This is a genomic window from Paenibacillus sp. LHD-117 (genome assembly GCF_030929555.1).
GTDB lineage: Bacteria > Bacillota > Bacilli > Paenibacillales > Paenibacillaceae > Pristimantibacillus.
In genome coordinates this window covers 1-22,189 of the sequence record NZ_JAVFVT010000061.1, presented here as the reverse complement: position 1 = coordinate 22,189, position 22,189 = coordinate 1, and the positions used below count along the sequence as shown (strand labels likewise).

The window sequence follows — 22,189 nt, the reverse complement described above, 5'->3', positions numbered from 1 at the left end:
TTTATTTTTATAACTATCAACGGTTTCAAGCTAAACTTAAACAACGCGCACCGATTGAATATCGGCACGCGCTGGCAGCATAGCTTTTTTCATCTGTCTACTTGACGGGGGTATATCCAAATCGGCGGCCTTTTTATATTACAGAGCAATAGAGGAGTTAAGAGACAACCAATGTCCTTATTTTATTATATAGCCGCGAATCGCGAGCTTCCTATGGGTTCCTTCGGCAAGAATGGAACTGTCATGACGCTGCAAGATTACGTAGCTAACGTAAACCCAGCGGCCGCAGAGCAACCCTTTATGCGAACGCTGCTGAAGAAGTATCCGCAAGGGGAGAGGTTCATGGAGGTTTACGAAACGGAGGAAGATGCGGCGGGTTTATACGTAACCGATCTGATTCCCGGGCAAGACGCATCGCGCGTATTCCGGTATCCGAACGTGTACCAAGTGAACCCTGAAGGAGGCTCATTTACGCTGAATGACGAGATGAGAACATCTCAACCCGATTTATACCGGAATAGTTACAAATGTCTAACGGTGTTATTCGATTATTTGCATAGTAATTTGGCGATTGGCGAAGAGGCAGAGTTGTATGCTTGCTGGGCTGAAGGACTCGAGAGATTCCAGGATGAGCCTAGAAAGGAACTCGATCTCGAGATAGAGTTATCTACTTTTCAATTGAATCATGGGTTCGAGTGGCAAGTAAGGCAGTATATACGCGTAACAAGGTGAGCAAATTTCGAATGACAAAAACAGACGCCGATGCGCCCGCAGTAGGTCCGCGAAACGAACCTACAGCTCCCGCAGGCGCTGATGCGCTTGCTGTAGGTCCGCAAAACGAACCTACAGCCCCCGCAGGTGCCAATCCGCTTGCTGTAGGTCCGCGAAACGTACCTACAGCCCCCGCAGGCGCCGATGCATCCGCTGTAGGTCCGCGAAACGAACCTACAGCTCCCGCAGGCGCTGATGCGCTTGCTGTAGGTCCGCGAAACGTATCTACAGCCCACGCAGGTGCCAATCCGCTTGCTGTAGGTCCGCGAAACGTACCTACAGCCCCCGCAGTCGCCGATGCATCCGCTGTAGGTACGCGAAACGTACCTACAGCTCCCGAGTGTACTTTACTCCGCCGCCTTCGGAGCAGCCGTAATCATCCACGAAATGCCGAATTTGTCCGTTAATTCACCGTAATAGACGCCGAAGGGCTGCATCTCGATCGGATATTTGACCCGTCCGCCGACCGCGATCTTGGCGAACGCAGCGCTTGCTTCCGGCTCGGAATCGTATTCCAAGGCGAGGGAGATGTCGGTTCCTTGGGTAACCGGTTCGATGGCGTCCGCCATGAAGATGGCATGACCGCCCGCTACCACGACGCATAAGTGCATGACTTTATCCTTCAGCTCGCTGCCTGTGCCCATCAATTCCCCGTGCGTGCTGACGGACATGATTTGTCCTCCGAACGATTCCGCGTAGAAGGCGGCTTGGCTTCTCGCATCCTCATCCAATACTCTCATTTACACAAACCTTGCTTTCCGCAAGCAGGAACATTTTCAGGTTCAGGCCGTCTATAATTGAAACGACTATGAAAGGCAGAGGTGATCCTCATGAAACGTTTCTTGAAGCTAACGTTGCTCGTGCCGGTGCTCATAGCGCTGCTTAGCGCATGCGGAACGGGCAAGGAAACGCCGTCCGGGCAGCCTTCCGCGACGATGCATCCTTCCGTGGCGGAGAAGATGGCCGAGCCGAAGCTTGTGTACAAAGACGACAGGTTCGAAATGAAGCTGAACATCGACAAGACGGATTATAAGGCGGGAGAACCGATCGTCTATTCCGCGTCGCTCACCTATATCGGGGAAGAGGAGTCTTTTACGGTTTGGGGGTCTAGCAGCGCCAAGGTTGTGTTCACGTTGACGGACGGCAAAGGGTTCGACATGGAAGGCGCAAGCACGGATGATTTGGTTCCGATGGAGATGACCCGCGGCGAGGCCATGGAGTTCCCGTTCGTGAAGAGCGGGGGTTATGGTTCGGAGGACCCGGACGCCGCGTTCTGGAAAACCTTCTATTCGGAGAAGGAGCTGCTGCTTCCGCCTGGGACCTATGTGATATCCGCGATTTGCAACTTCTCTCTGTCGCAAGAAGTAGTGGTGGATAGCCGCTACGACGGCGAGGTGCATACGACCGTTACGGTATCGGAATGATCTGTGTGAGAACAGCTTGTTCCTCCGCGGTTAAAGGGGTCAGGGGATCGCGAACATGGCCGGAGGTCATCCCTTGTTTGGCGAAGACATGTTGGATGACCCTGATCCAACCGATGGCGCCGAGCGTCTCCAAGCTTGTGTGAATTTGTGCAAGTTCCCGATTAGCATGTTCCGTGTTTCCTGCGCGCAATAGCTCCGTTATCCGCATCATCTCGCGCGGAAACAGATTGCCGGCCACGCTCGTCAGACCGTCATAGCCCATAGCGGAATATTCCGCGATCGTAAGATCGTAGCCGGATAATACTTGGAAGCTTGAACCCAAGCGAGTTTTGACGCGCCGCACATGCTCGGGGCTGCCGGTTTCCTTAAGCGCATTGATTTGCGGAAATTGATTAACGAGTTGAAATAACGTATCCGTTTCCAGGTTGAAGCCCGTTCGGACGGGATTGTTGTAGAGCATGATCGGCAGCGACGTTGCCGAGCAAACCGCTTCCGCATATAACGCGGCTTCCCGTTGGCTGGGGCGGACATAGGGCGGGAACCCGAGCATGATGCCCGCGTATCCGGCCAGCTGGGCCTGCTCGGCAAGCCTGATCGCGTCCCGCGTACGTATCGCAGCGACGCCGGCATACAGCGGCATGTGTTCCGGCGCGGCGTCTTTGACGGTCCGGTAGAGAAGGATTCTTTCGTCCACGGTCAGCGAATGCTGTTGGCCGGTGGAGCCGCAGACTAGCAGCGCCGGAACTTCATGTTCCGCGTAATAGCGCACCAGCCGATGAATGGCGTTGGCATCCACCTCGTCTTCTTGGCTGAATGGCGTAATCATGGCGACGCTGAACGGCAGGAATGGTTGAATAGTCATCGGAACCCTCCTTCTTTTCCTACATTGTAACTCATTGCGGACATGATGCCACAATAGTTAGAACGCAACAATAACCGTCGAGGGTTTCTCGACGGTTATTGTCGATATTGTCGTTCGCCATTCGTCGTTAAATATAGAAGCAACGATTCTAGCATGATAAAAGGAGAGTTTTCGCATGCAAACGGTTATTTCGAAGGACGGCACGAAGATCGCGTATGACAAAACAGGGCAAGGCCCAGCGCTTATCCTGGTGGCGGGAGCGTTCAGCTACCGCAAGTTTCCGGGGCAGGTGCAGCTAGCCAAGCTATTGTCAACGCAGTATACCGTATACAACTACGACCGCCGCGGCCGCGGGGATAGCGGAGACGCTCCGGCTTATGAGGTAGAGCGTGAGATCGAAGATCTTCAGGCGATGATCGAGGAAGCAGGCGGAACGGCATACGTCTACGGCTTATCATCCGGGGCGGTGCTTGCCCTGCAGGCGGCTGCGAGCGGAGTCGCAATGAAGAAGCTTGTGCTGCATGAGCCTCCGTTCGTCGTCGACGATGCCGGATATGTGCCGCCGGGTGATTTCCTCCGGCACGTATCCGGGCTTGTAGCGGCCAATCGCAGGGCGGATGCGGTTAAATATTTTATGACGAAAGGGATGGGCGCGCCTTCCTTCGTCGTCGGCATCATGCGGCTGATGCCAGGCGTTTGGTCCAACTTGATGGCCGTTGCGCACACCCTGCCTTATGACGCGGCATTGCTGCATGGTTATAATGCAGGGAAGCCGCTGCCAGCCTCAGCATGGAACTCGGTGCAGACGCCGACGCTGGTGCTCGAAGGCGCCGAAAGTCCGGTCTCGCTGCGCCATGGCGCCCAGGCGTTGGCGCGTGTGCTGCCTCGCGCGCGGCTCTGTAGCAAGAAGGGGCTCGGCCATACGAAAAAACTGAATGCGGCTTTGATTGCCAAGGAGCTGGCGGTCTTTTGTACGGAATAAGATAATCCATGCGTGAGCCGCGAAGAATTCGAGGAGTATATTTTACCGTTAACGTAGCATCGGGCAAGCCTTGGGAGGACCGAAATGCGGCTTGCATAACAAGCCGCTTCAACCTATAATGTGCTAATAAAAGTAACATTAGTTGTGTTGGATTTTGAAGGAGGGAGCAATATGAGTACAGCCAATCGCGGCGTGAACATCGGTCCTCCACGTTTCAAAATCGCCGTCCATGCCATCGTCTGGTTAGCCAAAAGCGGCGGCATGCTGAGCAGCGCCATGATCGCCGGTCAAGTGGATTCGCATGCCACGTTCATGCGCAGGGTGCTTCAGGTGTTGGCCCAGGCGGGCATCGTGGAATCCAAGGGCGGCCGGGAAGGCGGATATTCGCTGCGCAAGCCTGCGGATCGGATTACGCTCGGGGACATCTACGAAGCGGTTAATCTCGTTCCGTGCGGCGAGTCGGAAGAAGGCGAAGGAGAAAGCGGCTGCGGCGCGGCCGGGGACCTTCTGGACGCCCAATTGGAGAAGATTCTGGTCGAAGCCGAGAAACGAACGATTGACTATTTGCGGAACTTTACCATTGCGCAAGTCATGGACCGCGTCGACTTTTTCAGGGCGTAGCCTGTTTTCAAAAAATGGGGCTATGCAATTCGAATTCTTTGTCATATAATGTGCCTATAACAGTTGCAATTATACATTGCGCTTTTATTTTAAGTTAATTGTGCTTTTGTTAGGCACATAAATTTGTCGGATGAGGAGAATGAAAGTGGACATTGTCGCGATTGTGCTGCAAACGGTATTGGCTTTGGCTTTTTTGATGGCGGGTCTCGGAAAAATCGCGGGCGCCAAGATGCATGTTGAAGGATTCAAACAATGGGGATTGCCGCAATGGTTCCGCATCGTCACGGGAATCGTTGAATTCGCAAGCGCAGCGGCGCTGATTGTCGGCTATTGGGAGCCGAGCTGGACGGCCGCGGGGGCGTTGGCCATCGCGATTACGGCAGTCGGCGGAGTCATGGTTCATTTGCGCGCGAAGGATTCGTTTAAACAAGCGATGCCGATCATCGTGATCGGCGTGCTGGCCGTCATCTTGTTCGTAATGTAAGCATCCGAGCTTGCCGATTTCCCGGGATTTCTTTCATAAGGAAACCCGAATTCGAATTCGGCATCTGCATACTGGCTAATGGATATAGATGGACGTCCAAGCACATTAAATATGAATGCCATAAATTAGTAACGAGGGTATGGTGGACAAGGTGGGCTAGATCATCTCGCATCATGCTCTGCCGAAGCCTAAGGCGATGCTTACGCGTCGTCTTTTTTTGGTTCCCGAGAACAAAAGATGAAAAAGGTACATGTCCTTGTTAGACTCCGCAAAAAAACGGCAACTTACCAACCAACATCGTGAAGCAGTAGGCGTATAAAGCGGGTAACCTTTTGGGTTATCCGCTTTTTTTCTATTGCTGTCCAATCGCGGCGTTCCGATAAGAGGTTGGGCTGCGCCCCTCCTTGTTCTTGAATGCGCGGCTGAACGCGTGGATGCTCGGATAGCCGAGCGCATCGGAGATGTCCTGAATAGACAGTCTCGAATGCTTCAGCAGGCTTCGCGCACGTTCAAGTCTCATTTGTTGATGGTATTGGATCGGCGTAATCCCGTAAGCCGATTTGAACCGGCGGATCAGATAATGTTTGTTCAGGTGGAATTGATCGGCCAGCTCGTCCAGGGTGAGCTCGCGGCTCGCGTTCTCGCTCAGAAAGAGCTGAATATCCTCCAGCGGAACGGGGTCCGCGCCGCCAACATCGGCCGGTAGAGGTAAATGCGCGTCGCGCAGAAGGCATACGAGCAGCTCCAGCATTAAGCTTTTCAAGCGAATTCGATAAAACGGCAATCTCATTTCGTACTCTCGAATGATGCGGAACAAAATCTCCTCGAACGGATGGACCGATCGCAGGCGAATCAGGTTGGGCAGCCGGAGATCCGGTCCCGACAGCAGATCGTCTCGAAACCACCGCGCCTCCTCGGCGCTCATCTCTCTCTCGTGCTTGAAGGAGACGGGCACCTCTTCGCTATCCGCAAGCTCGATCAGATCGAAGTGGACATGCGGCTGATGCACGTTCGAATGTTCGCTCACGCGAATGACGTGGCTCTGCCGGGGTTTGAAAAGCAGTACGTCGCCGGCGGACGCGACATGCCTTGTTTGCTCGATCTCAACCTCCAGCGTTCCATGCTTCACGAATAACAATTCGTAATCCCATAACATACGTTCCGCGATCACCGTCCCCGGCTGAAGCCAGTGGTCCAAGGCCACGCGCACGTATGGCGACAGCGACCGAACCGCTGCGATGTCCATATGTCCAACTCCCATGCCCGAAGGAATCTATCAATATACTCCTATTATAAACGCCAAAAGAAACCATACAATTGCTAAATCCTTGTGTCGCCGATCCCCGTTATAATGGCGAAGTGATAGTTGAAATCGCTTACTTATCGGCGAACAAACCAATAGACGCGGAGGTTATGCGCAATGGCTAATGGATTCAACGGCATCGGAATGGGGCTCGGCAATCTGGCGAGGCTTTCGAACGCGGTGACGCGTTCGGTATCGCCAGAGAATTTTACGGGGGAGAAGGGCAAGGGAGGCATGGCGACAGAAGGGGAGGGACTGGCTCCTTCCGGGACGCTCGGTCAAGGATGGAAAATATCGCCCTGCGTCCAAATTGAACCGGGCACTACGTTTACAATGGCCGAGATCGACGGACCGGGCGTCGTTCAACATGTTTGGCTGACTTGCCCCGTAGAATCCTGGCGGCATTTGATCCTGAACATCTACTGGGACGACGAAGCGGAACCGTCCGTTCGCGTGCCTGTCGGCGATTTCTTCTGCAACGGCTGGTGCGAGAGAAGCCTGGTCAATTCCATGCCGATCTCCGTCAATCCCGCGAACGGCTTCAATAGCTACTGGGAGATGCCTTTCCGGAAGAAAGCGAAGTTTACGATGGAGAACGTGGGTACGGCGCGCAAAGTGCTCTACTATCAAATCAATTACACATTGACCGATGTGCCGGATGACATGGCCTACTTCCACGCGCAGTGGCGGCGCAGCAATCCGCTTCCTTACATGGACGTTCACACAATTGTAGATGGAATCAAAGGAAAAGGTCATTACGTCGGCACCTATCTAGCCTGGCAAGTGAACAGCAACAATTGGTGGGGCGAAGGCGAGGTCAAATGTTACATGGACGGGGACAAGGATTTCCCGACGATCTGCGGAACCGGGCTGGAGGATTATTTCGGAGGCGCTTGGAACTGGGACATGGATGGCAAATACGTCACCTATTCGACGCCGTTCCTCGGGATGCACCAGCACATCAAGTCGGACGGGTTATACCGCGCGAATCAGCGCTTCGGCATGTACCGTTGGCATGTCATGGACCCGATCCGGTTCGAAACGGATTTCCGGGTGACCGTTCAGGCGCTCGGCTGGCGCTCGGGCGGCAAATACTTGCCGCTGCAGGACGACATCTCGTCGGTCGCCTATTGGTACCAGACGGAGCCGCATCAAGCGCATCCGGCGCTTCCTCATAGGGAGCAGCTTGAAGTGATTTAATAAAAGGCACGGCCTTGCGAACGTCATCGACGAGCGCAGGGCCGTGCCTTTTTTTTCTTTTGGAGCGCGTTGAAATACAATCATCCGTCAAATTTTTTTGTAAAACCTGACATGAAGCGCTTTCTTTTCAGTTCATCATCAGTAGGTATGGGTATTATGGAGGAGATTTCGATCCATGAAATAAGTCCTTGCCGGAAGTTCCTGTAAGTTCGTGTTCAAAAAGTCCGGTTTTCAGCACAATAGTCTATGCTTCCGATGCTGCGTTTTTTTCAAAAACGCTGTAGAAGGTTGAATAAAGCTAGGAAATGAGGAGCGGAGCGTAGCTGGAGGCTACGTGAGCACCTGCAATGTTTCCGGAGGAAACATACTTCGAAAGCATACGCTTGTTCCGGCTGAATTCAAGATTCGATGTCGAATAAGCTTCGTGAGATACTTCGTGATCAAAATTGGGCTTTTTGAACAACCTCTGATGCCAAAGGAGACGAGTCGATGCTGTTTAAGGTCATTGCTTCATATATGCGTTCGGCACCGCTCCTGTTCGCGGGCATTGCGGCAGGGGGACTGTTCGAGTTGTCGTTCCATTACTTGTCCGCGCTCAGCTACAAATATTTGATCGACAAAGCGCTGATGCCGAAGGATGCCTCGGTGCTCGCGGTTATCGTCGGCACGCTGCTCTTGCTCGGTTTGCTGAATGTTGCGTTCGGCCTCACAGGCGATTACGCAAAAGCGAAGCTTGGCAGCCGATTGGTATTCGATTACCGAATGCGGTTATTCCGGCATATCCAGAAGGGGACGAGCCGCTTGTACCAACGGTTCCCGGTCGGGGATCTGTTAGCCCGGTACACGGATGATATTCCGAACATTCATAACGCCGTCATGCAGACGGTCTCGGCCGGTTTCGTGTCGGCGTTCAGCGTCGTTGCCGGCCTTGCGATTCTGTTCGGCATCGAATGGAGGCTGACGCTCGTCGCGATCATCGGTTCCGTGCTGCTGGTTCTACCTTACCGGCTGCTGAAATCGCGTTCGCTGCGCCTCAATGTCGCTTACTCGGAGCGGCTAGGACGCTTCAACGGGGCCATCGACGAAAATATGAAGCTTCATAACGTCATTAGGGGATTTGATTTGAGAGCGACCATGAGAGAGAGGATGGAGGATAACCTGCGCGCCATGCTAGCCATCGGCGTGAGAAGAAGCTTCATCCATGCGAATCTTCAGCGGCTTCCGCTGCTCGCGGTATCGCTTCTGGGGGCGGTCGTGCTCAGCTACGGCGGTTATCTGACGTTCGCGGACCGAATCTCGATCGGCTCCTTTATCGCCTATAATTCGATCTTTATCATGGTTGGTCAGTCCTTGTTCGGCCTTGCCGCGATCATTCCGTATCTCCTTGCTTCCCAAACAAGCTTCCGGAGGCTGCAGGAGGTCATGGACACGGAGCCGGATGTGACTCCACGCGGCTCGCGGGAGCTTGCGCCGATCTGCCGGGAGCTGACGCTGAGCGGCGTTACGTTCGGCTATGCCCCCGGCGAACCCGTACTTCAAAACCTCGACCTCGCCATACCGGCAAAAGGGTATACCGCCATCGTCGGCGCCAGCGGCTCCGGCAAAAGCACGATCCTGCAGTTGCTGCTTCGGTTCGAGGAGCCCTCAAGCGGCCGGGTTCTGTTCGACGGCATGGATATCCGAGATTGCGACGAGTCGTCGCTGCTGCGGCAGATCGGCGTCGTGTTTCAGGATTCGTTGCTGTTCAGCGGCACGATCAGGGACAATATCCGCATCGGCAAGCCGGATGCGGATGAATCGGAGATCGAGGAAGCGGCGCGGGCGGCGGGCATTCATGATACGATCGCCGGATTTCGGGACGGGTACGATACGGCGGTTCACGAACAAGGCGGGAATCTCTCCGGCGGACAGAAGCAGCGAATCGCGCTCGCCAGGGCGCTGATCCGGCAGCCGGCCGTTTTGCTTCTGGACGAAGCGACGTCGGCTTTGGATGCCGAGACCGAACAGGCCGTTCAATCCACGATCCGGGAGCATGCGCGGAGCAGCGCCGTTATATCCGTTACGCATCGATTGGTCACCGCCTCGAGCGCAGACCGCATTATCGTACTGGAGCATGGCCGCGTGGCGGAGACGGGAACGCACGAGACGCTGATGGCAAGACGGGGGCTCTACCGGCGCATGTGGGAGCTGCAGCGGGAGGAGCGGGATCTCGCCGCCGAATCGCGGGAAACCATTATGGCCTAAATCATTTTACGAACTTAAGGAGAGAACCGCATGTTAACTTGGACGATTGCCGTGACGGAAGAGGAGCGGGAAGAGGCGGCTTTATTCATTTGCCGGCATAGCGCCGAACTCGGGCTGCTGTATAACTGGTGCACCGTCATGAATTCTTTGGTGTATTGTATCGAAGACAACGGTCTGCTGATTGGCAGGGGACCGGGTGGTGGCATCTCAGGTGTCCTGGCGCATACCGTAGGCACATTGGAGGACGGCTATAAGGATCGAAGCCGAATTGAGGTTCATCTACTGTTTGTGGAAGGAGGACGGAGAAGAGGAGCGGCGCTATTGCCCGCCGTTCGCCTGTTAACCCGAAAGCTGCTTGAGCTGCCGGGGGAGGTGAGCGAGATCGTGTTTTTCGCGCCGTCTACGGAAGAGAATAGGCTGAAGTTCGGCCAAAGCGCGGAATTGGCCAAAACGACGGAACCGCCCTGCGGGAAGCTAGACTTCTATACGGTCGCATTCGACCGCATGCTTAGGCTTGATTCCGCCTGAAACGGGAAAAAGCCGGCATGGCTGCCGGCCATCCCGCTCAATTATTAATTCTCGGAATGAAAAGCGTTGCGCCGCCAAAGGACGGCAATAGCCGTTTCACCTTGGAACATGATCTTACACTTGTGCGGGGTCTCTTTCGACCGTTGATGCCATAGGCGCGTTGCATGCCGGAGCTGCCATATCGATAACCTCCTTAATATGTATTTAATAGAAATATAATCTATTATTTTAAAATATGCAATACATAAAACAAATTACTTTAAAAATAATGCAGGAGGTGATTAGATGAAGATTAAAATATGCGAAAATAACGCGGACTGGAGTCGTTTTACGGAATTTTACATAACAAATAGACGTGATATTATTCCTGGTTATACAGTGAGCAGCGCGCTTCTCGACGTCAAACATTATATCCGGCACGGCAGAGGAGCCATCTTAATGGACTGGCCGGATGAGATGATCGGAATTGGAAGTTTCGTGCTCGGGCTAGAGGAACGGAAGTTCGACCGCAAAGATATCGCGGTGCTCGGGAATTGTTATTTCGTGGAGCGACATCGGAGCACCCGCACGTTTATCCGCGGCTTGCAGGTGCTGGCCGAGCAGATCGACGCGTCGAGCGACGGCGTCGAGGAAGTGAGGATTCCGGCGCTTGCCGGGAATCGGTATACGAATAAACTTTATAGCAAGATCGCCGATAAAATAGAGACAAGAGATACGGCATACGGCACCGTCCATATGTATTCGACCAGCTTTCCGGCTTTTGCCGCGTATTGCGGCCGGTTCCGCTAAATATCCATCCATGTTGCGAGAACGAACATCCTAACTTAATCGAGGTGCAATGATTTTATGAAAAATGCCAAAACAGCGCTCTTCTTGCTCGCCACTCAATTCTTGTATGTGATCGGCACAATATTTTGGGCAATTTTCGTGCTTATGACGATGTTGATGATGGAGCAGGCCGATGATATGAATACGATCCAGATGCTGTCCATGATCATGATGTATCTGTTCCCGGCGGCTTCGATTGGCGCGCCTATCGTCAGCTGGATACTCTATCACAAACGTCGCTTTGTGAAAGCCGCATGGATTGGGGCGATTCCGCTGCTATGGGTGTTTCCGTTTTTTGGTTTCTTCGAGTAATCGCATGAATGATACGGGAACGCTGTTTGGTATGATAGGGTAGAGATAGATAGAGATAGGCTGAGAATCGGACTTGCAACTTGGAAGGTGAAATTTACGATGTTACAGAATCGGCCTGTCAGGCTGGCGGCATTGGTCGCGATTCTTCTTGCGCTAATGGCCTCGATCGCGTTTCCTCTCTTCGGGGTGGCGATCGGCGAGGCCGAACCGAAGGCCAAAAACGGTGTGCTGGATTTGAGGCAATGGAGCCTGGAGCGGGATGGAACGATTCGGCTGAACGGCGAGTGGACCTTGTTCTGGGAACGGCTCGGGAAGGCGGGGAGCGGGTTGGCCGATGCCAAAGACGGCATGCTGGCGAAAGTGCCGGGGGAATGGACGGCCTACGGCCTGCCGGGCCGCGGCTACGCGACATACCAGCTTCAGGTGAAGGCCGCAGACGTACAGGGTTCCCTCGGCTTGCATATTCCCGCCATCTCTCCGGCGTACCGGATCTTTGTGGACGGTCAAGAGATTGCCCGTGCCGGAACCGTCGCGTCGGATAAGGCGGAGACGCGTTCCGTGTACAAGCCGCAGACCGTTATCTTCTCTCCTCCGTCCGGGACGTTCGATCTGACGATCCAAGTCGCCAACGTGATTTACCCCGAAGGAGGCATCTGGTACAGCATGACGCTCGGAACGGAGCGGGACATGCTGAGCCGGGAGAAACAAAGCTCCTTCGTGGATATGGCCGTATTCGGAGGATGCGCCTTGCTCGGCTTGTATCAAATCGCCGTGTTCCTCCTTCGCCGTTCGGAACGTTCGACGTTATACTTCGGCATTTGCTGTCTGCTCGGCGCGATCCGGCAATGGGCGGTCGGCGGCATGTACCTGGTCGAGATGTTTCCGGACGTTCCCATTCGAATGATTATTTTGCTGGAGTATTTGACTTATTACGGCGGGGTTACGATGGCCATATGGTTCGTGAGAGAGCTGTACCCCAAAGAGTTCGGCGGAAGGCTGATGAAGCTGCTTGCCTGGATCGGCGCAGGGTTCATCGGGACGGTGCTCCTGCTCCCGGCCGAGACGTACACCAGCTTGATCGGGTATTTCAAAGCGCTCTCGTTATTCGCGCTCGCCTCCATTCTCTTCGGCTTCGCGCTGGCGTTATGGCGGGGACGGGCGGGAGTGCTGCTGCAGCTGACGGGCTGGCTCGTATTCGTCGCGGCGGCGGCGCATGATATTTTGTACAGCAACGGCCTGGTCATCTGGACCGACATGCAGCTCGTTCCTTACGGGTTCATCCTGCTGGTATTTATCGAGGCGCTTGAGCTGGCCAGACGATTCACGAACGCTTACCGGACGATCGGGACGATGTCGGACGAGCTGATCGCGATGGACCGCATGAAGGACGAATTTTTGGCCAACACCTCGCATGAGCTCAAGACGCCGCTTCACGGCATTTTGAATTTGTCCCAAGCGTTGTCGGAAGGCAGATCGGGAGCGATCAACGCCGTCCAGCGGGAGCAGCTGGAGGTTGTCGTGTCGGTCGCCCGCAGGATGTCCAATTTAATCAACGATATTTTGGATCTGTCCTTGCTGAAAAACAACGGTATCCGCTTGTCGAGGAGAGCTGTCGACGTTCGCGCGGCGGTGTCCGCCCAGGAGGAAGTATTCCGCCACTACATCGGGCAAAAGCCCGTTCGGCTCAGGCTCGAATGGCCAAATTCGCTTCCCAGCGCGTTCGCGGACGAGAACCGTCTTCTGCAGATCGTATACAATCTGATCGGCAACGCTATTAAATTTACGCAGGAAGGCGAAGTGGTCGTATCCGGATGGGCGGACGGCGGGATGCTTCACATCGCAGTCGCCGATTCCGGAATCGGCATTCCGGAGGATAAGCTGGAGACGATCTTCCGCTCCTTCGAGCAGGTGGGCACATCCGTTGCCAAGGAATACGGAGGAGCCGGGCTCGGGCTTGGCATCGCGAAGCGGCTGGTCGAGCTGCACGGAGGCCGCATATCGGTCACGTCCAGCGTCGGCGAAGGCTCCGTCTTCGCCTTCACCCTCCCCATCGCGGACAGAAGCGCGAAATCCGCGGCAACCGAGGTATCCTTCCGTGATTCCGAGACCGGCGGTAGCCCGCGATTGCATGCGGGCGCAACCGAAGCCGCGGCACCCGCTGCACATCGCGAAGCGGCACGCGCGCCGGCGTTATCGGGTGTGTCGCGCTTGCCCGTTCGCTCCGCGGAATACGCGGGGAGGGAGCCGCGATCGAGCGAGAACGATCGCCATTCCGCAGAGGCCATTCTTGCCGTCGACGACGATCCGGTGAACCTCAAGGTGCTGCAAACGTTGCTGGCGGATGAACCCTACGAGGTGCTGACCGCGGAGAACGGACCGGAAGCACTGGGGCTGCTGGAGAAGAGCGGCGGGCGGATTCGTCTCGTCATCCTGGACGTCATGATGCCGGGACTATCCGGTTACGAAACCTGCCGCCGCATCAGGGAGACATTCGCGTTGTCCGAGCTTCCGGTATTGTTAACGACGGTAAGGAACGATCCGGAAGATCTCATGTATGGTTTCGAAGCGGGGGCGAACGACTTCTTGCCGAAGCCCTTCCACCCGCATGAACTGCGGGCGAGGGCGCGTACCTTGCTGGAGATGAGACGCTCCGCAGAGGATGCGGTCCGTTCGGAGATGGCATTCCTGCAAGCGCAGATCAAACCCCATTTTCTGTATAACGCGCTTAACACGATTATCTCGTTGTCGCTGGACGAACCGCAGACGTCTCAAAATTTGCTGATCCATCTTAGCCGCTACTTGCGGGGCAGCTTCGACTTCCGCAACAAACAAAAGCTCGTGCCGCTGCGCAAGGAGCTGGAGCTGACGGAGGCCTACCTGCAGATCGAACGGGTGAGATTCGGCGAAAGGCTGAACGTCGTTTACGACGTGGAGGACGAAGCGGCATGTCTGCTTCCGCCGACGACCTTGCAGCCGCTCGTCGAGAATGCCGTCCGGCACGGCGTCACGAAACGGGCGGCAGGCGGCACGATTGCCGTCGCGGTCAAAGCCGAAGGAGAGGAAACGGTCATTATCGTCGAGGACGACGGGATCGGGATGGCCGAATCCAAGGCTTCATCGGTTCTATTCGCGAAGGAACCGGAAGGAGAGGGCGGCGTCGGCTTGCGCAACATTCATAAGCGGTTGCTCCAGCTGTACGGCAAAGGGCTCGATATCGACAGCAGGGAGGGAGCGGGCACGAAAGTAACGCTCCGGGTTCCGACCGCAAGCAAGGATGAAAAACAAAGTTGAGGAGGGACCGCGTTGATTCGGGTAATTGTCGTAGATGACGAACAGCCTGCTTTGCGAAGAGTAGGGAAACTGCTGGAGGGAATGGCGGACGTGCAAGTGGCCGGCTTGTTCGCTGGTTCGGCGCCGTTCCTTGATTATGTGCTGGCGTCGCCGGAAACCGTCGACTTGGTGCTGCTCGATATCGAGATGCCCGAGCTGAACGGGGTGGAGCTCGCCAGGAAGCTGCGCGACATCAGTCCGGAAATTCACGTCGCGTTCTTAACCGCATACGAGGAGTACGCGCGAGACGCATTCGACGTCGAGGCGCTCGATTACTTGCTTAAGCCGATTACGGAAGCTGATTTGGACAGAACGCTGAAGCGAGCCGGCAAACGGATGCAAGGACGCCGGGCCGAGAGCGGTTCGCCGGAGCGGCCGAGGCTTGCCGTACGAAGTTTCGGTCCTTTCTCCGTGACGACGGGGAATGGGGAACAGGTGCGGTTCCGCAATTCCAAGGGGCGGGAGCTTCTCGCGCACTTGCATCATGCAAGAGGAAGAACGCTGAGCAAGGCGCAGATCCTGGATAGTCTCTGGTACGGCCAGGACGTGGAGCGGACGCAGGTGAACCTTCATACCACGGTCTATCAACTGCGGAAAGACCTTGAAGCTTGCGGGCTGAGCGGCATCGTCGAGCTGGTGAAAACATCCGGGGGCAGCTACTGCCTGCGATGGCCGGAAGCCATCGAAGACGATGTCTCCCTCTATGAGCAGGCATGCCGGGAATACGAGGAGACCCGATCCTTGCAGCCGCTCATGCGCGCCATCGGACTCTACGGGGAAGGTTTCCTGACGGGCAGCGGTTATGACTGGGCAGCCCCCCGGCAAGCCGAGCTTGAGCTCGGTTTCGCGACGCTGCTGGAAGCGATGGCGGACGTATACGTCTCCCAGTCTCGTTACGAGATCGCGCTTAGCCCCATGCAGCGGCTGGTGCAGCTGCAGCCGCTCGACGAGAGGCTTCACGCGAAGATGATCGCCCTTCTGCTGCTGGCGGGCAGGGAGGAAGAAGCCCGGAAATATGGCAAGCTCGTGATCGATTTGATCGATGATTCGGAGCAGTCGGCTCTGCTGGACTTCGCGCGGTTGTCGGCGAATCCTTCCTCCTTGTTCGGATAACGCATAAGAGGTTGTTCACGCACTATAAGCAATAAGCAAATTCGGCACGCGTTTGGCATAAAGCATCTTTCGAAGGCGACCAGCCTGCGGAGATGCTCTTTTTTTTGATAAATTTCGACCAAACCTGACATGAAGCGCTTTCTTTTCAGTTGGCGAGCAGTTGTGCCCGATACAATGAACCCGTACATCAAAACGGAGCCGGACGGACGCACGATCCGGTCCGCAATCGCAATATTGGAGGAACAAGAAGATGGTAAAAAACAATCATTCCGTTATTTACAAGTCGTTATTGGCAATCGCCATCCTCACTGGAACGTTATACGTTCCTAACGGGAACGAGGCGAATGCGAGGCAGATTGGTTCCGGTTATCGCGAGATCGCCTTGGCAGGCGACTTCTCCCCGCCATCCGAAGGGAAATTCGACCTTCCGACGGATGTCGCGCTCGATGCGGAAGGCAACGTTTATGTTGCGGATCAATACAATGACCGCATCCAGAAATTCGATTCGAACGGCCAATTCCTGTTGATGTGGGGCGACAGCGGCAGCGGCGACGGGCAGTTTGATGAAACGGAGGAAATCGAGGTAGACGGCGACGGCAATGTCTACGTGCTGGACCAATCCAATAGCCGAGTCCAGGTGTTCGATGAGAACGGCAGCTATCTCCGCCAGTGGGGAAGCTACGGCGGCGGCGATGGCCTCTTCCTCAATCCGACGGGTCTAGCCGTGGATGCCGCAGGAGCGGTATATGTACTCGATTCCGGCAAAAGCAATATTCAAAAGTTCGATGCTGACGGCGTTTTCCTTTCGAAGTGGGGTAGCCTCGGCAACGGAAGCGGACAGTTTCAAAATCCCGAAGGGATCGATGTCGATGCGTCCGGCAATGTATACGTGATCGATCAACATAATCACCGGGTTTCCGTATTTGGCGCTGCGGGCAATTTCATTCGGCAGTGGGGGACGTCCGGCAATGGAAACGGCCAATTTTATTACGCGAACGGGATCACGGTAGGGAACGACGGCCATGTCTACGTGGCGGACACCAATAACCATCGGATCCAGGAGTTCGACGCGAACGGCGCTTTTCTTGGCGCTTGGGGAGAGGACGGAAGCGGCGACGGACAGTTCCGTTATCCTTGGGGGATCGTAACGGACGCTGCCGGCAACGTGTACGTGGCGGACAGCAACAACAATCGGATTCAAAAGTTTGATGCTGACGGCGTTTATGCAAGCAAGTGGGGCAGTTTCGGCGAAGCCGACTTATCCGCCGATAACGGCGCATTGGACGACGAAGGAAACTTGTACATAACGGATTCTTCTTCCCAAAGCGTGTTGAAGTTCGATGCGGAAGGTCATCATCTGCCTGGTTGGGGAGGCTACGGAAGCGATCCGGGTCGATTCATCTATCCAGGCGATGTGGATATCGACGACGACGGGAACGTATACGTATCCGATAGCGGCAACAACCGCATTCAGAAATTCGATGCGTCCGGCAACTTCCTCTCGCAATGGGGCAGCTCCGGCACCGGCGACGGCCAATTCCAAAATCCCGGCGCGATCGCTCTGGGCGGGGACGGCATTCTGTACGTGGTAGACGAAGAGAACAGCCGGATTCAGAAATTCGATCAAGGCGGAGTCTACGCCGCACAGTGGGCGATCGAAATCGGCGACGATTGGGAGGAATACAATGAGGTCAATCTCGCAGCAGACGATAGCGGGAACGTATACGCGCTCTTCGGAGATACCGGGTTGATCCAAAAGTTCGATTCGGACGGCGAGCTTCTCGCGCAGTGGGGCGGCCGAGGCATGGATCAGGGCTCGTTCATCGAACCGAGAGGCATCTCGCTCGACGCCGACGGCCATCTCTACGTAGCGGATTATTACAATAACCGGATTCAGAAATTCGATTCGAACGGCATGTTTTTAACGCAATGGGGAGGCGGCGAAGCGAGCTCGGAAGGGATCGCCTATCCGGAGAAAGTACTGCCTAGAGACGACGGCAGGATGGTCGTGTTGCAGAGCTGGGACGAATCGAACTCAATCTCGGTTCATGTCTACAGTCCCGACGACATTGCAGACGCGGCCGTCATCGCGCTCTCGCAAGGAACGCTGAGCCCCTCATTCGCACCCGACTTCGAAGGTCCGTACCAGGCTACGGTCGGCGCCAATACGGCCGAAATCAATCTGACTATTCGGCTGGCGAATCCGGGGGCGTCCGCGCAAGTGCGCATCTCTTCCGGATGGGTAGAGGGAGAGAAGTCGGACGGAGTCTTCTCTTATTCGGTGCCGCTCACCGTAGGCGCCAATCCGATAACCGTCAGGGTTACGGCCACGGAGGATGAGCCGAGCCGTACGTATACTGTGGACGTTACCCGCGCGGAGCCGGTCTGGACAGGCAATGACGGAGGCGGCACGCTCCCGCCGCAGAACCCTTCGGACGGGAAGCTGATGCTGAAAGCCGGCCAATCCGGCGAGGAGAGCCTGGACGATGAGATCAGGGTGATGATTCCAGCTGGCGCAACCCGCCGGGCGCTGGAGCTGGCTATCGAAAGAAAGAACGAGCCTCAAGCGCCCGAGGGTCAAGCGCTGCTGTCCCGATCGGTATATAAGATCCGGAAGAACTTCGCGGAGAAGTTCGACCTTCCGGTCGTTATCGATATGGCGTTCAATCCGAAGCGGCTCGAAAGCGGGCAAAGGCCGGGAATCTTCTATTACGAGGAAGCGGCTCGGCGTTGGACGGAAGTCGCGGGCTCCAAGGCGGAAGGAAACCGAATCCAAGCGTCCGTGGACGATGTGGCGGCCTTCGCGGTATTCGCTGTGGATGGCGAGACAGCCGGTCCGGATATCAAGCTTTCCGACATTGCCGGCCATTGGGCGGAATCGGACATTCGCCAGGCGGTGCTGAACGGAATCGCGCAAGGGTATGACGACGGCACGTTCAGACCGGACGCAACGATCGGTCGGGCGGAATTTATGGTGATGCTGATGAATGCGATCAAACGGCAAGCAGAGCTGCCAGCTCTCGGTTTCGCGGATGAAACGGCCATTCCCGAATGGGCGAAGGCAGCGATTGCCGAAGCGGCGGCCTTAGGCATCATCGAAGGCTATGAGGATGGCACCTTCCGCCCGGATGCCGCGATTACGCGCGCCGAGATGGCCGTCCTCATCGCGCGCGCGATGGAATTGACGCTTGGGAATGACGGCGCGACGGACTTCGCGGACGACAACGACATTCCTTCCTGGGCGAAGAGCGCAGCGGCTATGCTGAAAGAGAGAGGCCTAATGTTAGGCAAGGGGCAGAACCGGTTCGCTCCGAACGATAATGCCACGCGGGCCGAAGCGGTCACCATTCTGCTCAGGCTGCCTTAGTTGCAGCCATGCTGCGGACGGACATCATTCACCCTCCTGTTGGAACGGTGAATGATGTTTTTTTCCATCAAGTCGAGAAATTTTCATCTGGCTCATGTAAGATTGAGAAGTCAATATTTTGATGTAGACAAGGGGTTAAACGATGAAAAACGCGAAAGCCGGACTATTTCTTATTTTAAGCCAAGTCGGTTATGGTTTGTTCTCACTGGTTTGGATCATCGTGGCGCTGGCATCGTTCATGATGTTCGATTCGCCGGCGGCGCTTAGCGATCTGCGGACCATGTGTATTTTTATTTTCTTATGGCTTTATCCGGTCGGTTTCTTGGGATCGATGATCGCCAGTTGGGTGCTGTACCATAAACGCAAATTCAGAAAGGCTGTATGGATCGATCTCATTCCGCTTCTGTGGGTCCTGACCATTGCCGGGTTCATGGTGTTCGCATGAGCGAGGATATGCTGAGAAGATGGGAAGAAGAGGTTGCCGGACTACTGAAGACGAGATTCGGCCTAACCGTCAGAGACGCTAGTCCCATCGACAAGGGCTGGCTGAACGTCAAGTGGAAGGTAGAGACCGACGGAGGGCTTTTGTTCGTCAAATATTATCATCCGGAGCGGTACAAGCTCCATGCCCGGCCGGAACGGAAGACCGCAATCGAGCAGACGTTGGAGCTGCAGCAGGGGCTCGGCGAAGCCGGCGTTCCTTGCCCGCGCGTACAGGCGTGGAAGGGGAGCTTTATACAGGAGACGCCATCTGGCATGCATATCACGCTGATGGATTGGGTGGACGGCGTTACGGTGACGGCGGGAAGCATGAATGATGCGCAAATGCGCGGCTTGGGCCAAGCGGCGGGGCGGATGCATCGGTGGCTTGCGGCCGTGCCTCCGCTGGACAAGCCCGCATGGCAGCCGGATCAATCGGCTTACTTGCGCGAGTGGGAGACGAACCGGGAGAAGGCGGCCGAAGCGAAGGACGAGACGGTGTTGGCGTGGCTCAGCCGATCGCGGGCGATCGTGGGCGCCATGGACTTTCGCCAGTTCGAAGCGAGCAAGCCCGGCTGGCTGCACTGGGACTTGTGGGTCGATAACCTGCTGCTGCACGACCAAGGCGTGGCCGGCATCGTCGACTTCGACCGGATGACGATGGCGTATCCCGAGATCGACGTCGCCCGAGCCGTGTTATCGGGCGCCTTGCAAGACGGGGAGCTGCGCCTGGCGGGCGTCCGGGCGTTCATGGATGGATACCGCGAGCATGCGGAGGCATCCGGCGAGCTGCTGGTTCGGGCGATTCGCATGCTTTACTTGATCGAATCGATCTGGTGGCTGCGCACGGAAATCCGCGCCGAGAGCGAACTGCGCGGGCTGCTCGCCCGGTTCGTCGAAGAGATGCACTGGATCGAAGACCATTGGCAGTCGCTGCCGGAGCTGCTGGAGCGGGTGTAGCTGCAGGTTGCGGAGTACGATCCGCTTACGATCAAGAATAGGATGGAGGGCCGCCCTTTAGAGGCGGTTTTTTTGTCGAAGCTCGACAGATACCTTTGTTTGCCGACCCTCGGGACGTCGCATCGGGGCTCGTAGAGCAACTTGCGTTAGGAGATTCCAGCGAATGTACGTCATTTCCCCTAACGCGCAACTCCGTCGGGAGTATTCCTGCGGATGTGAACTATCGTCTGCAACAAGCGGCTCCTTCAGCATCATTCCTGCAAATGATTTTCTAGTTGAACGACTCCGTCGAGAGTATTCCTGCGAATATGCATCATTTTTGCGCCAATGGCGGGAAAAGTGGTTGCTACCGAATGAAATTGCTGCACGATCGCAGCAATCTGTTCGCGAACCCGGACAAACGGGGAAAATTGATGCACAAATCAGGCTGTTGAGAAATACAAAAACTTCAATAAATCACCGCGTTAATATGGTATAATGAGGGTAGAAACCATTCCATAGAAAGCGCGGTGTTTTAATGCTTCGCACGAATGATCCTAATCCGCAATTAGACTATGAATTAGTCTGTATTGAGCATATGGTGGAACCCAATCACTTTCTCCGACATGTAGAGAAGTACATAGACTTTGACTTCATTTTGGACAAGGTTCGTCATCTATATAGCGAGACCAATGGCCGCCCGTCCTTAGATCCCATCGTGTTTTTTAAAATGCTGCTCATTGGCTATTTGTACAACATTCGTTCTGAACGTGAGCTGGAACGCGTTGTCAACGACACCGTCTCGTTTAGATGGTTCCTTAGGTTAGGCCTGACAGGCAGAGCCCCAGATCACTCGACTTTTAGTTGGAATCGAAAGCATCGATTCTATGACACGACTATTTTTCAAGATATTTTCGACCAAATCGTGAAGCAAGCCATCGAGCATCGTATGGTGAGTGGCCGTTTATTGGTCACGGATTCCACGCATATTAAGGCCAACGCAAGCAATGGCCGCTATGAAAAACGCGAGGTCACATATACGCCGCAAGAATATCTCCAAGAGCTCGAAAACGCGGTAAACGAGGATCGCGAGCAATTTGGAAAAAAGCCCTTTCCTCCAGAAAAGGAGGTGGAAACCAAAACGATAAAAGTTAGTTTAACGGATCCTGACAGTGGCTATTTAAACCGTGATGGCAAACCAGAAGGGTTTCATTACCTCGATCATCGGACCGTCGACCACAAATACAACATCATTACAGACTGCCACGTGACACCGGGGAATGTTAATGACTCTGTTGTTTACATCGAACGTCTAGAGCACCAACTAAGCAAATTTAACTTCCGATCTACTATTGAAGCGGTCGCCCTTGATTCAGGCTACTGGACCCCTTATGTTTGCCA

General features: G+C 55.2%; 20 protein-coding genes. 17 read left to right on the top strand and 3 right to left on the bottom strand.

Annotation, left to right across the window (positions count from 1 at the left end; all coding sequences use genetic code 11):
* Window positions 1–171 precede the first annotated feature (171 nt).
* On the top strand, window positions 172–732 hold the full coding sequence (locus RB620_RS29485) for a hypothetical protein (RefSeq protein WP_308100653.1): 561 nt from the start codon (window positions 172–174) through the stop codon (window positions 730–732).
* Between the two features lie 386 nt (window positions 733–1,118).
* Here RB620_RS29485 and RB620_RS29480 read toward each other — a convergent pair whose 3' ends face one another.
* Entirely contained in the window at window positions 1,119–1,511 is a 393-nt protein-coding gene (locus RB620_RS29480; RefSeq protein WP_308100651.1) for a VOC family protein, read from the bottom strand.
* A 90-nt stretch (window positions 1,512–1,601) separates the two neighbouring features.
* Here RB620_RS29480 and RB620_RS29475 point away from each other — a divergent pair, with 90 nt between their 5' ends.
* The gene (locus RB620_RS29475) at window positions 1,602–2,195 is read left to right on the top strand and encodes a hypothetical protein (protein WP_308100649.1); all 594 of its coding nucleotides are present in this window, start codon (window positions 1,602–1,604) and stop codon (window positions 2,193–2,195) included.
* Here the strand turns inward: RB620_RS29475 and RB620_RS29470 are convergent.
* Window positions 2,179–3,057, bottom strand: coding sequence for a dihydrodipicolinate synthase family protein (locus RB620_RS29470; RefSeq protein WP_308100648.1), 879 nt, complete (start codon window positions 3,055–3,057; stop codon window positions 2,179–2,181). The genes RB620_RS29475 and RB620_RS29470 overlap by 17 nt on opposite strands.
* A 175-nt stretch (window positions 3,058–3,232) precedes the next feature.
* Here RB620_RS29470 and RB620_RS29465 point away from each other — a divergent pair, with 175 nt between their 5' ends.
* The 3 genes from RB620_RS29465 (at window position 3,233) to RB620_RS29455 (ending at window position 5,144) form a co-directional block, all read left to right on the top strand.
* Window positions 3,233–4,039 (top strand): alpha/beta fold hydrolase, encoded by an 807-nt coding sequence (locus RB620_RS29465; protein WP_308100647.1) that lies wholly within the window; start codon window positions 3,233–3,235, stop codon window positions 4,037–4,039.
* Window positions 4,040–4,210: 171 nt separating this feature from the next.
* Window positions 4,211–4,660 carry an RrF2 family transcriptional regulator gene (locus RB620_RS29460; protein WP_308100646.1) on the top strand — a complete coding sequence of 150 codons (450 nt, stop codon included), beginning with the start codon at window positions 4,211–4,213 and terminating at the stop codon, window positions 4,658–4,660.
* A gap of 139 nt (window positions 4,661–4,799) precedes the next feature.
* A complete protein-coding gene (locus RB620_RS29455; RefSeq protein ID WP_308100644.1) occupies window positions 4,800–5,144 on the top strand; it encodes a DoxX family protein in 345 nt (114 codons plus the stop codon).
* Window positions 5,145–5,496: 352 nt separating this feature from the next.
* Here the strand turns inward: RB620_RS29455 and RB620_RS29450 are convergent, their stop codons facing one another.
* Window positions 5,497–6,390 carry a helix-turn-helix transcriptional regulator gene (locus tag RB620_RS29450; RefSeq protein ID WP_308100642.1) on the bottom strand — a complete coding sequence of 298 codons (894 nt, stop codon included), beginning with the start codon at window positions 6,388–6,390 and terminating at the stop codon, window positions 5,497–5,499.
* A 174-nt stretch (window positions 6,391–6,564) separates the two neighbouring features.
* On the opposite strand from RB620_RS29450, the gene RB620_RS29445 reads away from it, so the two are divergent.
* From RB620_RS29445 to RB620_RS29390, 12 genes are all read left to right on the top strand, one after another.
* Entirely contained in the window at window positions 6,565–7,647 is a 1,083-nt protein-coding gene (locus tag RB620_RS29445; RefSeq protein WP_308100641.1) for a glycoside hydrolase family 172 protein, read from the top strand.
* A gap of 489 nt (window positions 7,648–8,136) precedes the next feature.
* On the top strand, window positions 8,137–9,891 hold the full coding sequence (locus RB620_RS29440; protein ID WP_308100640.1) for an ABC transporter ATP-binding protein: 1,755 nt from the start codon (window positions 8,137–8,139) through the stop codon (window positions 9,889–9,891).
* Window positions 9,892–9,921: 30 nt separating this feature from the next.
* Complete coding sequence (locus RB620_RS29435; protein ID WP_308100639.1) at window positions 9,922–10,419, top strand: hypothetical protein; 498 nt, start codon at window positions 9,922–9,924, stop codon at window positions 10,417–10,419.
* Between the two features lie 285 nt (window positions 10,420–10,704).
* Window positions 10,705–11,208: a hypothetical protein gene (locus RB620_RS29430; protein WP_308100638.1), complete on the top strand. Its 504-nt coding sequence runs from the start codon at window positions 10,705–10,707 to the stop codon at window positions 11,206–11,208.
* 57 nt (window positions 11,209–11,265) lie between these two features.
* Window positions 11,266–11,559, top strand: coding sequence for a hypothetical protein (locus RB620_RS29425; protein ID WP_308100636.1), 294 nt, complete (start codon window positions 11,266–11,268; stop codon window positions 11,557–11,559).
* A gap of 99 nt (window positions 11,560–11,658) precedes the next feature.
* Window positions 11,659–14,850 (top strand): hybrid sensor histidine kinase/response regulator, encoded by a 3,192-nt coding sequence (locus RB620_RS29420; RefSeq protein ID WP_308100634.1) that lies wholly within the window; start codon window positions 11,659–11,661, stop codon window positions 14,848–14,850.
* Between the two features lie 12 nt (window positions 14,851–14,862).
* Entirely contained in the window at window positions 14,863–16,002 is a 1,140-nt protein-coding gene (locus RB620_RS29415; RefSeq protein WP_308100633.1) for a response regulator, read from the top strand.
* Window positions 16,003–16,252: 250 nt separating this feature from the next.
* Window positions 16,253–19,369: an S-layer homology domain-containing protein gene (locus tag RB620_RS29410; RefSeq protein WP_308100631.1), complete on the top strand. Its 3,117-nt coding sequence runs from the start codon at window positions 16,253–16,255 to the stop codon at window positions 19,367–19,369.
* 142 nt (window positions 19,370–19,511) lie between these two features.
* Entirely contained in the window at window positions 19,512–19,814 is a 303-nt protein-coding gene (locus tag RB620_RS29405; protein WP_308100629.1) for a hypothetical protein, read from the top strand.
* A gap of 8 nt (window positions 19,815–19,822) precedes the next feature.
* A complete protein-coding gene (locus tag RB620_RS29400) occupies window positions 19,823–20,809 on the top strand; it encodes a phosphotransferase enzyme family protein (RefSeq protein ID WP_308100628.1) in 987 nt (328 codons plus the stop codon).
* Window positions 20,810–20,972: 163 nt separating this feature from the next.
* The gene (locus RB620_RS29395) at window positions 20,973–21,287 is read left to right on the top strand and encodes a hypothetical protein (RefSeq protein WP_308100627.1); all 315 of its coding nucleotides are present in this window, start codon (window positions 20,973–20,975) and stop codon (window positions 21,285–21,287) included.
* 39 nt (window positions 21,288–21,326) lie between these two features.
* The coding region (locus RB620_RS29390; protein WP_308100626.1) for a transposase at window positions 21,327–22,189 on the top strand (863 nt) is incomplete at its 3' end.